The 16,462-nt window shown below is 26.2% G+C and carries 14 protein-coding genes; all 14 read left to right on the top strand.

Annotation, left to right across the window (positions count from 1 at the left end):
- The first annotated feature begins 203 nt into the window (after positions 1-203).
- On the top strand, positions 204-806 hold the full coding sequence (locus Q5F54_RS03835; protein WP_281538964.1) for a hypothetical protein: 603 nt from the start codon (positions 204-206) through the stop codon (positions 804-806).
- Between the two features lie 15 nt (positions 807-821).
- Complete coding sequence (locus Q5F54_RS03830) at positions 822-1,913, top strand: S-layer homology domain-containing protein (protein WP_302333983.1); 1,092 nt, start codon at positions 822-824, stop codon at positions 1,911-1,913.
- A 165-nt stretch (positions 1,914-2,078) separates the two neighbouring features.
- On the top strand, positions 2,079-3,704 hold the full coding sequence (locus tag Q5F54_RS03825; RefSeq protein WP_281538962.1) for an S-layer homology domain-containing protein: 1,626 nt from the start codon (positions 2,079-2,081) through the stop codon (positions 3,702-3,704).
- Positions 3,705-3,927: 223 nt separating this feature from the next.
- Positions 3,928-4,488, top strand: a complete 561-nt coding sequence (locus Q5F54_RS03820; protein WP_302333982.1) for a sugar transferase — start codon at positions 3,928-3,930, stop codon at positions 4,486-4,488.
- Positions 4,489-4,638: 150 nt separating this feature from the next.
- Positions 4,639-5,724, top strand: coding sequence for a polysaccharide pyruvyl transferase CsaB (gene csaB, locus Q5F54_RS03815; protein ID WP_281538440.1), 1,086 nt, complete (start codon positions 4,639-4,641; stop codon positions 5,722-5,724).
- 13 nt (positions 5,725-5,737) lie between these two features.
- The gene (gene murJ, locus Q5F54_RS03810; protein WP_281538441.1) at positions 5,738-7,276 is read left to right on the top strand and encodes a murein biosynthesis integral membrane protein MurJ; all 1,539 of its coding nucleotides are present in this window, start codon (positions 5,738-5,740) and stop codon (positions 7,274-7,276) included.
- Between the two features lie 162 nt (positions 7,277-7,438).
- The gene (locus Q5F54_RS03805; protein WP_302333981.1) at positions 7,439-8,845 is read left to right on the top strand and encodes an O-antigen ligase family protein; all 1,407 of its coding nucleotides are present in this window, start codon (positions 7,439-7,441) and stop codon (positions 8,843-8,845) included.
- A gap of 1 nt (position 8,846) precedes the next feature.
- On the top strand, positions 8,847-10,025 hold the full coding sequence (locus Q5F54_RS03800; protein ID WP_281538443.1) for a glycosyltransferase: 1,179 nt from the start codon (positions 8,847-8,849) through the stop codon (positions 10,023-10,025).
- Positions 10,026-10,035: 10 nt separating this feature from the next.
- Positions 10,036-10,749, top strand: a complete 714-nt coding sequence (locus tag Q5F54_RS03795; RefSeq protein WP_281538444.1) for a glycosyltransferase family 32 protein — start codon at positions 10,036-10,038, stop codon at positions 10,747-10,749.
- Between the two features lie 19 nt (positions 10,750-10,768).
- Complete coding sequence (locus Q5F54_RS03790; protein ID WP_281538445.1) at positions 10,769-12,214, top strand: O-antigen ligase family protein; 1,446 nt, start codon at positions 10,769-10,771, stop codon at positions 12,212-12,214.
- Positions 12,215-12,235: 21 nt separating this feature from the next.
- A complete protein-coding gene (locus Q5F54_RS03785; protein ID WP_288247472.1) occupies positions 12,236-13,396 on the top strand; it encodes a glycosyltransferase in 1,161 nt (386 codons plus the stop codon).
- Between the two features lie 8 nt (positions 13,397-13,404).
- Positions 13,405-14,130, top strand: coding sequence for a WecB/TagA/CpsF family glycosyltransferase (locus Q5F54_RS03780; RefSeq protein WP_288247471.1), 726 nt, complete (start codon positions 13,405-13,407; stop codon positions 14,128-14,130).
- Positions 14,131-14,149: 19 nt separating this feature from the next.
- Entirely contained in the window at positions 14,150-15,256 is a 1,107-nt protein-coding gene (wecB, locus tag Q5F54_RS03775; RefSeq protein WP_288525670.1) for a non-hydrolyzing UDP-N-acetylglucosamine 2-epimerase, read from the top strand.
- An 87-nt stretch (positions 15,257-15,343) separates the two neighbouring features.
- Complete coding sequence (locus tag Q5F54_RS03770; protein ID WP_288525673.1) at positions 15,344-16,270, top strand: acyltransferase family protein; 927 nt, start codon at positions 15,344-15,346, stop codon at positions 16,268-16,270.
- Positions 16,271-16,462: the final 192 nt, after the last annotated feature.

Raw genomic sequence — 16,462 nt, 5'->3', positions numbered from 1 at the left:
AAGAAAATAGCCATTTAATATAAGTAAAAATGGCTATTTTGTCTACAATCTGAAACTCATAAGATATTAAATCTTATGAGTTTTTTATTATGCAGATTAAAAAATAAATATATTTTTATATTCAAAAATATCAAAGTAAGAATATATCTAGAACTAGAATCATAAGTATAAAAATAATATAAAACTTATGAGGAGATGAATAAATGAAAAAATCGATTATAATAATATTTTTATTTATTTTGGGGACAAGTAATATACTTATAAAGTCTAAAAATACAAAAGTAACTTATAATAAAAATGAAATAATATCAGCGTCATATGTAATTCCAGAGGATCTAGAGGAATTAGATGAGAATGCACCTATAATATTAAAAGGAAGTTTTACAGGAAATAGAAAAATAGATGAAGATACTAATATAGTGGGGCCATCAACAATATCAGAATTTAAAGTAGATAAAGTGTACAAAGGTAGTATAGAAAATGACATAATTTCTGTACTAGAGCCATTTGAGATAAAAGATAATAACTTTACAAATATAGAGGGATATATTCCTATGGAGGAAAATAAAGAATATATACTTTTTTTAAGAGAAAATGATATATCAGAAGGAAAACAATACACTATTAAATTTATAAGTTTTGGAAAATATAACACATCAAAAGAAGATAATATAGTCAATCAAAAATCAAGCATAAAATATTTAGAAGAAGTAAAAGATAGTGAATTTATAAGTGAATCTCAAGAAATATGTGATACATATATTAATATAAAAGGTGAAGTTTTAGATAAATATTTATATAAATAAGGAGAGATTGAGATAGTGAAACGAACATATATAATAATGATAATAACACTCATACTTACAGCTATAAATAATATATCTTATGCAGATGTGTTAAAGGGAGAAAATGCATATAATGTATTTAGAATAAATGATTATAAAAATATTAAATATAAGATAGATGAATCAAATACCAATAAGTACCGAAATCATACAGATGCATGGAAAAATGCAATTAATAGTTTTGAGGCTGATACTTTTGGCGAAATTGGATTTATAAAATCTGAAGTTAGTGAATCAAAAATAACTATGACCTCAGTTAATAGTTCAAAAGAGGAATGGTTAGGACTTTCAAGGTCTACTATATCTACAAATTCTAATGGAGTGTCAAATTTACAAAAATCTCAAAATTATCTAAATCAATATACAATACAATCTTTCGATTTATCAAAAGAACATATAAATGAAGTAGCACTACATGAATTAGGTCATAGTTTTGGTCTGAAGCATCAGCCTCAGGAGTATGAGAATAAAACCATAATGATACCATATTTAAATGTAAGTAAGCCATCTAAAGGTGAGTTAAAGAATATAGACAAGTATAATTTAATTTATTCATATAGTTCAGGAAATGATTGGATAAATCACTGGTCAGCAGATAATATAAAAAATGCTATAAATTATGGGTGGATAGATGACACTACCTATTTTAGACCAAATGATAGCATAACTAGAGCTGAATTTGTTGAAATGATTAATAGAAAATTTGAAATAAGTAGATCTAGTGGAAAGATTTTTTCTGATACTGTAGACCATTGGGCAAAAGATGAAATAGATATAGCGTTTACTAATAATGTATGTGTAGGAAACTCTGAGTATAGTTTTGAACCGGATAGACATATTACAAGGCAAGAAGCAACTAAAATGTTAGCAAATTATATGCAATTAATAGATAAAAATCATGATAAAATAATGAGATATTCAGATTACTTAAATATAGCTCATTGGGCTATAGACGAGTTTGAAGCTATTGTTGAACGAGGATATATAATAGGTACTCCTGAAGGGATGCTAGTGCCACAAGGAAATTTATCAAGAGCAGAAGCGATAGTTATTTTATCTAGGATATAAGAATATTGATAATATATTGAGGAATTAAGAAATATGATGTATTTGTGATTGGAAATTTGGTGAAAAACACTATAAAGTGATGAAGGGATGTTAGCCAATTTTGTATATAAAACTGATAAACTTAACTAGAAAGATACTTTGCTAAAGATTAGGGGGGAATAGAGAGTGAAACGTATAGTTAATAGTATAATATCAGTTATATTGGCTATATCAATGGTATTGTGTACAAATTTGATTAATGTAAATGCACAAGAGAGAAGTACTCAATTATCTAAAGGACAGTATTTAATAATTAACTCAAAGATAAACAAATTAGGGTATTTTAAAGATGGAGTATTGGTTAAAGAGTTTTCTGTTGCAACAGGCAAATCATCGACACCAACACCACAAGGTAAGTTTAAAATAGTAAATAAAATAAAAAATAGACCATATTATAGTGGAGGAATTCCTGGAGGCAGCCCTAATAATCCACTTGGAGATAGATGGTTGGGGCTTCATGTAGGAGCAACTTACGGGACCACTTATGCAATACATGGAAATAATAATGCTAGTAGTATAGGTAAGCATGTAAGTGGTGGGTGTATTAGGATGCATAATAGTGAGATTCGATGGTTATTTGATCAGATTAATGTAGGAGCATATGCTATAATTGACAACTCAGATAAAACATTTGTTCAAATTGCTGCTAAGTATGGAATAAAGTTAGCGGGTGTAGAATCACAGAATATAAAAAATTTAAAGAGAGCTTATAATGAGTTTATAAATTATAAAGGAATGGATTTATTAAGCAAGGATAGTATAATAACGAATATAAATGATGTAGAAAGTATTTTAGCATCTAAATATAATTATATAAATGCATATAATAAACTAAATTCTAGTGAAAAAAATAATGCTGAAGTTAAAGAAATAAATACTAATTTTAATAGAATAATAGAACTAGTTGAATTTGCTCAGGCTAGTATACGATTTTATAATAACATAAGTATAAATGCAGATTATATTGCTCAAGATATAGATTGGACTAGAAGACTTAATACATATGATAGCGATGAATTTGGAACAAGAGGAAAGGCACTTAAAGAGTATAATGATATAGTTGGTTTTGAAAATAAAGATAATTCAGCAAGGATTAAATATTTGGATAAAATATATACTGAAAGTGTGCTATTTTTAAATGTAATTGAATATATATATAATGGTGAGATAGATAATGCAAGATATACAGCAAACTTAATAGCTGATAGTAGATTAAGCTCTGTAGCAAATATAGAAATAAGAAAACAAAGTGATATAATAGACCATTGGGCAGAATCAAATATAAAAGAAGCCATGGAAAATGGATGGATAGATACTACGAATACTTTTAGACCTAATGATAGCATAACAAGAGCAGAGTTTATTAAAATAGTAAATAGAAAATTTAATTTTACAGAACTTGAAGATATCTCATTTATTGATGTAAATAAAGAGGCTTGGTATTATGAAGAAGTCCAAAAGGCATTTAAAGCAGGATATATAAAAGGTAACGGAGATAACACTTTTAAACCAAATAATCCAATAACAAGAGAAGAAGTTGCAGTAATTATAACGTCAATAATGAATAATAAACAAGAAAACTTAGAAAAAATATTTTGGTACAAAGATTATGATATGATATCTTCATGGGCGACAAGCTCTTTAGAAGGGGCTGTAAGCAATGGATATATGGGAGTGTTAGATACACATCTAAGACCAAAAGATAATATAACTAGAGCAGAATCTGTAGTAACTTTACAGAGGGTAAAATAAATGAAAAAGTATAGCTAAATTTTTAAAAATTTAGCTATACTTTTTCATTTATTTATTAAAATTATATACAATTAAGACGAAAAATGGTAGAATTATAATAGTGCAAACTTACATTTAATAGAAAAATATCAATAAATATCTTAATAGATATATATATTATTGTGAAAAATATAAAATAAAGAAAAAAGGTTAAAAAATATATTATAAAGTTAGGAGGTATATTGTGGATAATAAACTTATATATAATAAAGCTGCAAGCTTAGCTACAGCATCAGATAGGGAATCATATAAAGAAATGAATTTTATATACAAGTTTATAAAAAGGGTTTTGGATATAGTATGTTCTATATTAGGGATAATTGTATTGTCTCCAATATTAGTAATAGTATCAATACTTATAAAATTAGAATCAAAGGGTCCGATAATTTTTAAGCAATTAAGAGCAGGAAAAGGTAGTAAGCCTTTTTATATATACAAATTTAGAAGTATGAAAATAGAAACACCTAATATAGCCACAAATGATTTTACTGATTCTCATGTATATATAACTAGAATAGGTAAAATAATAAGAAAAACTAGTATAGATGAAATACCGCAACTTTTTAATATATTAAAGGGAGATATGAGTATAGTTGGCCCAAGACCAGTTATATTAGAAGAAGTTGATTTAATTGAATTAAGAAAATCATATAATATAGATAAAATTTTACCAGGAATTACAGGATGGGCTCAAATTAATGGACGAGATAATATAGGAAATGAAGAAAAAGTTAAATATGACTAAGAGCTTTACAATGGATTTATATATTATAGTAATGACGGCCTTAAAGGTTTTAAAAAGATCGGATATAAAAGATTAGAAATTTTAGTATAACCTATTGTTTTATAAGCAATAGGTTATACTATTTATAGAAATAAAAAGCTGGAGGATTATATGAAAGTATTAATTTCTGGGTACTATGGTTTTTATAATATAGGAGATGAAGCCATACTCAAATCTATAATAGAAGCACTAAGAAATGAAGATCCTAATATTGATATAGTAGTACTATCAAATGACGTTGAATATACAAAAAATACATATAAAGTAAATGCCATTAACAGATGGAAATTAAATGAAATATATAAAGAACTATTAAAATGTGATGGGCTTATAAGTGGAGGAGGAAGTTTATTTCAAGATGTGACAAGCTCACGATCAATACTTTACTATACAGGAATAATATGGCTTGCTAAACTTGCTAAAAAACCTATTTTTATTTATGCTCAAGGTGTAGGTCCTATAGAGAAAAAAAATAATAGAAAAATCGTAGGTAGATTTTTCAACAAAGTAGATTATATAACGCTTAGAGATAAAGAATCAAAAGTACTTCTTAATTCTATTGGAGTACGAAAAGATATAGATATAGTACCTGACCCAGTTATGGGTTTTAATATTGAAAATTACGAGTTTGAGCTTCCTAAATACTATATAAATGATGATTATATAACGGTTAGCATAAGAGACTGGAAAAAAAATAATAGCGAATTTCAAAAAAACATAGCTTTGACTTGTGATAAAATTGTTGAAAGTGGAATTAATGTAGTATTTGTGCCTATGCATGGGAAATATGATGAAACAGTATCAAAACAAGTAGCTAGTCTTATGAGGCATAATTCAACGGTACTTTCTAAAGATTTAACTATGGAAGAAAAAATGATGTATATAAAAGGCTCTAAACTTATGATTGGAATGAGACTTCATGCACTCATATTTGCAGCAACAGTAGGAACTCCAATGATAGGTATATCTTATGATCCTAAAATTGATTCATATTTAAATCTTATAGAACAGCCATCAATAGGAAATGTAGACACAGAATGGAGCCCACTAGAACTAACAAATATGGCTTTAGATATAATATCTAATTATGATATAGAAAAAATAATATTAGGAAAAAAAACATTTAAACTAAAATCATTAGCGCCAGATACAGCTAAAAAGGCACTAGAGACGTTTAGGAGAAAAATAGTAAATTAATAAGGAGAAGATTATGAGTAAAGTAGCAAAGGCAGCAGTTGGCCTTATGATAGTTACAATACTATCGAAAATAATAGGCTTTGCTAGAGAACAGGTACTATCATTTGTATACGGTGCAGGCATGTACACTGATATATATTTTGCAACGATGAATATACCAAATGTTATATTTGCAGCAATAGGTGCGGCATTATCTACAACATTTATTCCATTATATTGTGATATAAATGCTAATTTAGGAGAAAAAAAGTCTCTAAAATTTACAAATAATATATTAACTATTGTATTTATTATCTGTATATTAATTGCTATACTAGGCTTTATATTTACAGAACCACTACTTAAAATATTTGCTTTTGGTTTTGAAGGGGAGAGACTTGCAATAGGAGTCAAATTTACAAAAATATTGATATTTAGTGTAATATTCATAGGAATTTCAAATGTACTGACTGCGTATTTACAAGTTAAGAATAACTTTACCATACCAGGATTAATAAGCTTACCTCAAAATATAATTGTTATAATATCGATTATATTAAGTGCAAAGTATGGGCCTTATGTCTTGATTTGGGGAACATTAATAGGCATATCAAGTCAAGTTATATTTCAGTTACCATTTGCATATAAAGTAGGATATAGATTAAAGCCTCAGATTGATTTAAAAGATAGTCATTTAAAGAAGATGCTTGTTTTAACAGGTCCTGTTCTTGTCGGTGTAGCAGTAAATCAAGTTAATATTATGGTAGATAAGAACTTAGCATCTTTATTGCCAGAAGGAAGTATATCAGCTTTAAACTTTGCAGATAGGCTTAATAACTTTATATTAGCACTTTTTATTACGTCGATAGTGGCAGTGGTTTATCCTATGCTTTCAAAATTATCGCACGACGATAATAAAGAAAAGTTTAGTGAGTATATTGTAAAGAGCTCAAATAGTATAATACTTTTAGTTATACCTATATCAATAGGTGCTATTGTATTATCTAAACCTATAGTTAAATTACTTTTTGAAAGAGGAGCATTCGATATTAGCGCTACATTAATGACTGCAAGTGCATTATCCATGTACTCAATAGGATTAGTAGCATATGGACTTAGAGATATAATCAATAAAGTATTTTATTCTTTACAAGATACGAAGACACCGATGATTAATGGTGCAATAGCTATGGGATTAAATATAGTTTTAAATATAATATTTGTGAAATTTATGGGGCATGCAGGACTTGCTTTAGCTACAAGTCTATCCGCTCTTATATGTACTTTCTTATTATTTTATAGTTTAAGAAAAAAAATAGGGAACTTTGGTCAGGAAAAAATATTAACAACTGCTATAAAGTCGCTTTTATCAGCAATTTTAATGGGGGTATGTGTGACTTTTGCTCATGCATTTATTATAAATCATACGGGAACAGGGTTTATAGGACAAGTTATTTCTATATTAGTGTCAGTATTAGCAGGAGTAATAGTGTATGGAATATCTGTAATAATTCTAAAAATAGAAGAAGTATCTATGATAATTGATTTACTAATGAAAAAAATAAGAAGATAAAACACAGACCTGCTAATAGATGTTAGTAGGTCTATGTTTTAGTATATAAAAAAAAATACATTTATGGTACAATTATTTTGTATGCTATAAATTGATATGGGTGATAAAATACAATCTATTACGAATATATACAAAATATAGAAATTATTTAAGGAGGAAAAAATGTCAAATATTTTAGAAAAAAAGTTTTTTTATTTATTTATTATTTTACAACCAATACTAGACTTGTTGACATCTTTTATGAGTAGAAATATGGACTTACCTTTAACAATAGGTATAATAGCAAGAAGTCTATTTATGGTATATATGTTTATGTATGCATTATTTGTTTATAGACCACAAGGGAGAATTTATAAATATTCTAGATGGATACTAATAGGTATAGGTGTATATATAATTACTTTTTTAGGATATACATTATTAAGTAAAGATACATCTATAATTACAGAAATAAAAGGTGTTATAAAACTATTTTATTTCCCTATAGTATTAACTGGAGTATTTATACTTAATGAAAAAGATAGCTTGGAGATTTCTAATAACTTTTTGATGTATTTATTATTAGGATATACAGGAGTAATATTTATCGCAACAATAACAGGAACTTACTTTAGAAGCTACAATGAATATTTATATGGTTTAGGAACAGTAGGGTGGTTCTTTGCGGCGAATGAAATTGGATCTATAATTGCTATACTTACACCATTTACAATAATAAATATTATAGAAAATAAGCTTAATATAGTTAATATTATATCTATAATATTGTGTATTTTATCCTCTTTATATATGGGTACAAAAGTTCCTTTTATAGGATTTATAGGTAGTTTAGGTATATTAATGGTATATATAATATTTACATATATATTCACAAAAATAAAAAAAATATCGACTTCACTAAATTATAAGAAGATAAGTATATATGTAATTACAATAGGTATTGTATTCTGTGGGCTATTTTATAAATCACCTGTATATAAGAATTTGATATTTAATTATGGACATATTGTACACAAAATTGTCCAATTTATAGAAGGACCAAAAGATGAAAATCCTGCTACTAAGCCTATGGATCCCAATGAAGAAGTAGTAGTAGTAGAACCAGAAGAACAAGAACCAGAAATCAATATGCATATAAATCAAGATGATTTAGTTGGTTCATTGTTAAGTAATAGAACGGCAGTTGCTGAAGAAATTAAAAATATATATAAGAAGTCATCTATAGTTGAAAAATTAGTAGGATTGGGTCATGTAATAGAGATAAAATCAGGAATATCTACAGATAAAACTATAGAAATGGATCAATTAGATATATTTTATAGACATGGTATAGTAGGGACAATATTATACTTTGGACAGTTAATAATGTTGATAGGAGTTATAATAAAATCATTGTTTAGAAATGCGAGATACTTATTAGATTTAGATATTATAACTTGTATGATAGCTATATTCTTAGGTATAGCAATAGCTTTCTCATCGGGACATGTTCTAACTGCCCCTGCAGTAAGTATTTTTATAATACTTTCAATAATAAAACTATATAATAAAGTGGTAGAAGGGAATTAGTATGAAAATTTCGATAATAATGCCGACGTATAATGATAGTAGTACTATAATAGATACAATTGATAGTGTTGCTAATCAAAGTTACAGTAATTGGCAATTGATTATTATGAATGATGGTTCTACAGATAATGTAGAAGATGTAATAAAACAATATAGAGATAATAGTGTTCATAAGGAAAAAATAGAATACTATAGTCAGAAGAATCAAGATCAATTAAATGCTATAAGGAACTGTATAGATTATATTAAGGGAGAATTTGTTTATATACTTCACTCTGATGATTTATTACCAGATGATAATTTGTTTATGCGATTAGTAGAAGAAGCAAAAGCAAACCCAGATACTAAAGTATTTATAGGTGACTTAATTACTATTGATGAAAATAACAATATAACTGGAAAATTAGAAGTATTAAAGTACGCTAAGGATAAAAAGATGCTGCCTACTTTAATGCTGTGGTTAGGTAGAAATTTATATGTAGATGTAATATTTGCTAAAAAGGAAACTTTTATTAAGGAAATTTATAATTCTTATTTAATATGGAATATGCCGTTTTGGGCAAACTTATCAGAAAAAGCTGATATGCTTGATGTAAAAAATGTAGATTTTCCAATGTTAAAATATAGACTTCATAGTGGAAATTATATAAATAACGAAATTGGAAAATTAAATGTAATAAATGGTGAATTAAGAACTGTAACTAGACTTATGGAATTTTATAATATACCGATGTATAAGACACAATTTTATATATATAGAATTTTTAACAAATTAAAATTAGCATCTAATTTCTCTCCATTATACTTCAATAGAGAAGAAAAAAATAAAGGATCTATAGTAGAATTTGTCATACAAAAAAGATTTGGAAATGAATATGATAAAAATATATTTCTGAAAGGACTGGTAGAATTCTATAAATCTGATATAAGTAGAAAAATATATATAAAAGATATTGACGAAAATGAATTTATATATAAAGGAAAGGATATGAGATTGTTCAATAATAGATTATTAAACAATGAACTATCAGAGCTTTATTTATATATAATCAACGAAATGAAAATAGGATTTAATGAAATAGTAGTGAGTAATAAAGAGGATATTGATAAGGCTATTGATATAACTAAGTTCTTATGTCTATATCCGTATGTAAAAGTATCATTAAAAAATAATATTTAGAGGTGAAAATATGGCAATACCTAAGATAATACATTATGTATGGGTTGGGAACAATGAAAAACCTAAAGATATAAAAAGATGTATGGAAACTTGGAAAAAGCATCTAAAAGATTATGAAATTATAGAATGGAATGAGAAAAATTTTGATATAGATTCTAATAAATTTGTAAAAGAGGCTTATGAAGCTAGAAAGTGGGCTTACGTTAGTGATTATATAAGAGCGTATGCTATATATAACTATGGAGGGATATATCTAGATACAGATGTATTAGTTGTTGAGAGTTTAGATTCATTATTAGATAATAGAGCATTTGTAGGATATGAAAATCCACAATATCCATTTACCGCTGTATTTGGAGCAGAAAAAAATCATCCTTTTATAAAAGATATGCTAGATTATTATGATAATAAATCTTTTGAATTTGATAAGAATAATCAGTATGATAAAGTAAATACAAAGACGGTATCAGATATACTTATAGAAGATTATGATTGTAAGATAGGAAACCAAGAACAAATGTTAAGGGAAGGGATAAAAGTATACAAAGATGATGTTCTTTGCAACCCATCAGTGAATTCAAAAACAATACACATATTTACTGGAACATGGCTAGAAGGAAATAGTAGTTTTGTAAGAAATGTAAATAAATTTATAAAACTAAGGCTTACTAATAAGTCTAGGTTAAAATTATATTCATATTATCGAAATATAAAATTTAAATAGTTTAATTAAGGAGATTAATATGGATTTTTTATTAAGTTCAAATTTAATAGTTGGCTTTATACTGATACAGCCAATCTTAGATTTAGTAACTTCACTTGCGGTTAGGAATATGGAACTACCTATAACATTAGGTCTAGTAATAAGAAGTTTATTCATGGTGTACTTATGTATTTATGTATTAGTTACTAAATCTAATAATAATAAATTAATAAAGTATTCAAAGATAGCTTTAAGTATGATATTAATTTATATAACATTTTTTTTAGTATTTATTATCTTTAGTAAGGATAGAAGTTTGATTTTAATTGAAGTAAAAGGAATAATAAAATCTTTTTACTTTCCAATAGTTTTATGTGGATTGTTTGTATATAATCAAAAAGATAAAATTAATATCTCTAATAAGTTATTAGTTTTAACATTAATGATATATACATCAACGATATTTATAGCAACCGTAACCAATACATACTTTAATAGTTATAATAGTAATGGATATGGTTCGGTAGGATGGTTCTATGCAGCTAACGAAATAGGATCAATAATGGCAATATTAATTCCTTTTACTATTTCTAGTTTAGTAAATGATACAGAGAGATTGTTAAATACCTTGGCATGTGCAATATGTATAGCAAGTACAATGTTTTTAGGAACTAAAGTACCATTTTTAGCTTTGGGTGGAACAACAGTATTTATAATAATCTATTATATAATCTTGAATATATATAATAAATTTAGCTCTTATTATAAAAGAGATTTTAATCTGAAAAGAATAATATTAATGATGTCTACAATATTAATATCTATGATATTAATATTCCCGTTTTCTCCATTATATAAAAATATACAACGTAATTATGGAGATATTATACAGAGAATAGTGAATAATATAAGCCATAATAAAGTAGACCAAAATACTCAAATAGAAGATAAAGATAACTTAGATCCTGTTAGCAAAGATGAAATAGTAACAGCTGTTTTAAGCAAAAGAACTATATATGCGGATATTATTAAACAAAAATTTAACAATAGTAGTTGGATAGATAAACTATTTGGTATTGGTTATAACGTTGAGATTAGAGATGAGATTTATGCCAAAAAGACAATAGATTCTAAACAATTAGAATTATTGCAAAAACTTGGGTTTATAGTTGAAATAAATGACGAGGTATATACACAAAAAACTATAGAACTAGATCAATTAGATATTTTATATAGACATGGGATATTAGGGTTTACTGTGTACTTTGCTCAATTTTTAGCAATTATTATACTTATAGCGAAGCAAATAATTTTTAAAAGCAAATACTTATTAAATTTAGACATAGTTATATGTATTATAGATATAGTATTGGCACTAGGAATAGCATTTACAGCAGGACATATATTAACTGCACCCGCTGTAGGTTTCTTTTTGATAACATCAACAATAAAATTATATAATGAGATATTTAATAAAGTAGTATAAATAATAAAAGGATGAATTGAGGTGTTTGTTTTGTGTAAAGTTACAATACTTGCACTGCACTTAGGATACGGTGGAGTTGAAAAAGCAATATCATCGCTTAGTAATATTTTAATTGATAAATATGATGTAGAAATTATATCAGTTTATAAATTATATGATAAGCCAGCTTTTTATATTGATGATAGAGTTAAAATAAAATATCTATTAGATACTGAATTATCACCAAATAAAAAAGAGCTTAAAGATGCTATAAGAACTAAAAATCCAATTAAGATTTTAAGTGAAGGACTAAAAAGTGTAAAAATACTAAAACTTAAATCTTCTAAAATGATTGATGCAATAAAAAATATTGATTCGGGTATTGTTATATCAACTAGAATAGAACATAACAAACTATTATCGAAATATGGAAATAAGAATCTAATCACTATAGCTCAGGAACATACTTATCATAATGAAAATGAAAAATATATAAAAGACTTAGTTGAGTCATGTAAAAATATAGACTATTTTATGCCGGTATCGCAAATGTTAACAGATTTTTATAAGAAATATTTTGAAGGTACAAAAACTAACTGTGTATTTATACCTCATAGCTTAGACTATATTCCAAGAGAGGTATCAGCATTAGAAAGCAAAAAAATAATTTCGATTGGAAGATTATCTCCGGAAAAAGGATTTGATGATTTATTAGATGTATTCAAAATAGTAAATAATCAAAAGAAGGATTGGAAACTGGATATAATTGGAGATGGAGTATTAAAAAATCACTTGATTAACAAAGTTAAGGAGTATTCATTACAAAATAATGTAATAATACATGGATATAAAGATAAAGAATTTATAAATAAACAACTATCAAGCTCATCTATATATGTTATGGCATCGCATGAAGAATCATTTGGATTAGTATTAATAGAAGCACAATCTTTTGCATTACCATGTATAGCATTTGATAGTGCAAAAGGTGCTTGTGAAATTATAGATGATAAAGTAAATGGATATTTAATAAAAGATAGATCTAAAAAAGATATGGCTGATAAAATTATTAAACTTATAGATGATATAGAAGTAAGAAGAGATATGGGAAGACATAGTAGAGAAAATTCATATAAGTACTCTAAAGATAATATATCATATATGTGGTTTGAATTTTTACAATACATATCTAGTAAGCAATAGGTGATAGGATGATTAATTATATAAAAAAAACATATAGAGGAAATAAAGAATCTTTTTTTAAAGTTTTAGAAAATAATCTAGTAAACAATAATAAAATGTTTATAGTAACCGCTAACCCTGAAACTTTTATGAAGGCAGATTCTATAAGTGAATTTGATAAAGCTTTAATGAAACCAGATACTACAATAGTCCCGGATGGAATAGGTGTAGTTAAAGCAGCGAATTATATAGGAATAACTGAAATAAATGAAAGAATTACAGGTGTAGATATAAGTTATAAATTATTAGAACTTGCTAATAAATATAGCAAATCAATATATCTTTTAGGCGCTAGTAAGGACGTTATTGAATTAACTGTTAAAAATATAAATAAAGAATATCCTAAAGTTAATATACTTGGGTATTCAGATGGATATGTAGATAATAAAGATGATATATTTAAAAGAATAAAAAATATATCTCCTGATATCGTACTAGTTGCATTAGGAGTTCCAAAACAAGAATTACTTATAGCTAAACATTATGATAGTTTTTCAAAGGGGATATTCGTAGGTGTTGGAGGAACATTTGATGTTATAAGCGGAACTAAAAAAAGAGCTCCTCAAATTATACAAAAACTAAATATTGAATGGCTTTACAGAATAATTGGTAATAAAGAGAGAATAAAGAGATTTTATGATAGTAATGTAAAGTTTATTTTTAAGTTAAGAAAATTAGTAAAAGAAGAAAAATAAAGGTAGGAAGTGTGACAACATGAATAAAATTAAGGTTATGACTATATTTGGAACAAGACCTGAAGCTATAAAAATGGCACCATTAGTTAAAGAACTAGAAAAGAGAGAAGAAATAGAAAGTATAGTTTGTGTTACAGCACAACATCGTCAAATGTTAGATCAAGTATTAGATACATTTAATATTACTCCAGATTATGATTTAAATATAATGAAGCAAGGGCAAACTTTAGTTGATATAACAACTAGAGCATTACAAAGTTTAAGTGAAGTTATATCGCAAGTTAAGCCTAATATAGTTCTAGTTCATGGAGATACAACAACAACACTATCAGGAAGTTTAGCTGCATTTTACAATCAAGTTTCTGTAGGCCATGTTGAAGCAGGTCTTAGAACATATGATAAATATTCTCCATTCCCTGAAGAAGTAAATAGACAAGTTACAGGGGTTATAGCAGATATGCATTTTGCTCCTACACAAGTTTCTAAAAATAATCTATTAAAAGAAGGCAAGAAAGAAGAAACTATATACGTAACAGGGAATACTGCTATAGATGCATTAAAAACTACTGTAAAAGATGAATATTATCATCCTATATTTGATAAAATTGGAAATGATAAAATGATACTTTTAACGGCTCATAGACGTGAAAATTTAGGTGAACCTATGAAAAATATGTTTAGAGCTATAAAGAGAATAGTAGAAGAGTTTGATGATATACAAGTTGTTTATCCTGTTCATTTAAATCCTTTAGTTAGACAGGCTGCAGATGAAGTATTAGGAGATAATAGTAAAGTACATCTTATAGAACCTCTTGAAGTATTGGATTTCCACAATTTTTTAAATAAATCTCATATAATAATGACTGATAGTGGAGGCATACAGGAAGAAGCACCATCACTTGGAAAACCAGTCCTTGTACTTAGAGATACAACAGAAAGACCCGAAGGTGTAAATGCTGGTACTTTAAAATTAGCAGGAACTGATGAAGAAGCTATATATAAATTAACTAAAGAATTATTAACAGATAAAAATGAATATGATAGAATGAGTAAATCATCTAACCCATATGGAGATGGTATGTCTAGTAAGTATATAGTAGATTCAATAATAAAAAAATTTAGTTAAAATAAAAATGAAATATATATTACAAATGTAGTATATATTTCATTTTTTTGCATAATTCAGATATATTTAAAAGTAGAAAGGAGAACTATGTATTTAAATAATTATTTCAGTAAACACACAACAAACAATCTAAAAGCTGTTGCTATAATTTTAGTTATATTAGGCCATTTGGGTTTTATAAATAAATCAGGTGCATGGGGAGTAGGTATATTTTTACTACTATCTGGATATGGTCTAACTCAATCATATATAAAATCGGGAATTATAGGTTTCTTTAAGAAAAGATTACTAGCAGTTATATTGCCTTACTCTATAGTAATGATCATTTGGATATTTGTAGATTATATATTAGGTAATAAATACAGAATATTAACCATAGGAACATCTATATTAGGATTGAACTTTAAGTCAGTTATAGATGTTACCATGTGGTACATTTCTTTTTTAATATTGTGGTATATTGCATTTTTTTGTATATTTAAATTAATTAAAAATAATTATTTTAAGATAATTACTATGTTTATATTCTCATATATAGTTTACTATAATCTATATGAGTTATTTGATCAAAACGTAGGTGTTAGATTATATACTTTATTATTTCCTATAGGTGTATTCCTAAGTTTTTTATTTTCTAAAGAATTAAATATATCCGAGAGTATGTTAAAAAGTATATTAGGACATTTAATTCTATTTAGTTTTATACTCTTTGAAATATCACTAAATAGAAGTTATGATTATAGATATTATACAATATCTATAATCATGTTTTCAATAATGATTATATCTATTTTTATGCTTATGAACGATTTTGAGTCTAAAATATTATCTTTTATAGGTAATATTTCTTTTGAATTATACTTATTTGAAGGGGTATTTATAAATAAATATAATTTTATATTTAAATTTATTAATAATAAATTTTGGGCGACATTAATTTATTTTATTTTAATAATTATACTATCTTATATTTACCATAGGATTGTTAAGAAAATAAATAAATATCTAAAATGATATAGGTGATTCAAAGTTTCTATATGCTTCAACTAGTAAAGGGGTAAGAGGAGATAGCTTAAGTTCTAGCTATTATAAAAGTAAATTTGTAAGTGCAAGCAAAATAATAAAATAATAAAAGAGACTCAATAGAGTCTCTCAGATTGTAGACAAAATAACCATTTTTACTTATATTAAATGGCTATTTTCTTT

Source organism: uncultured Romboutsia sp., from assembly GCF_958366745.1.
Lineage (GTDB): Bacteria > Bacillota > Clostridia > Peptostreptococcales > Peptostreptococcaceae > Romboutsia > Romboutsia timonensis.
Note: the sequence above shows the minus strand (reverse complement) of the source record. Positions and strands in the feature narration are given on the sequence as shown.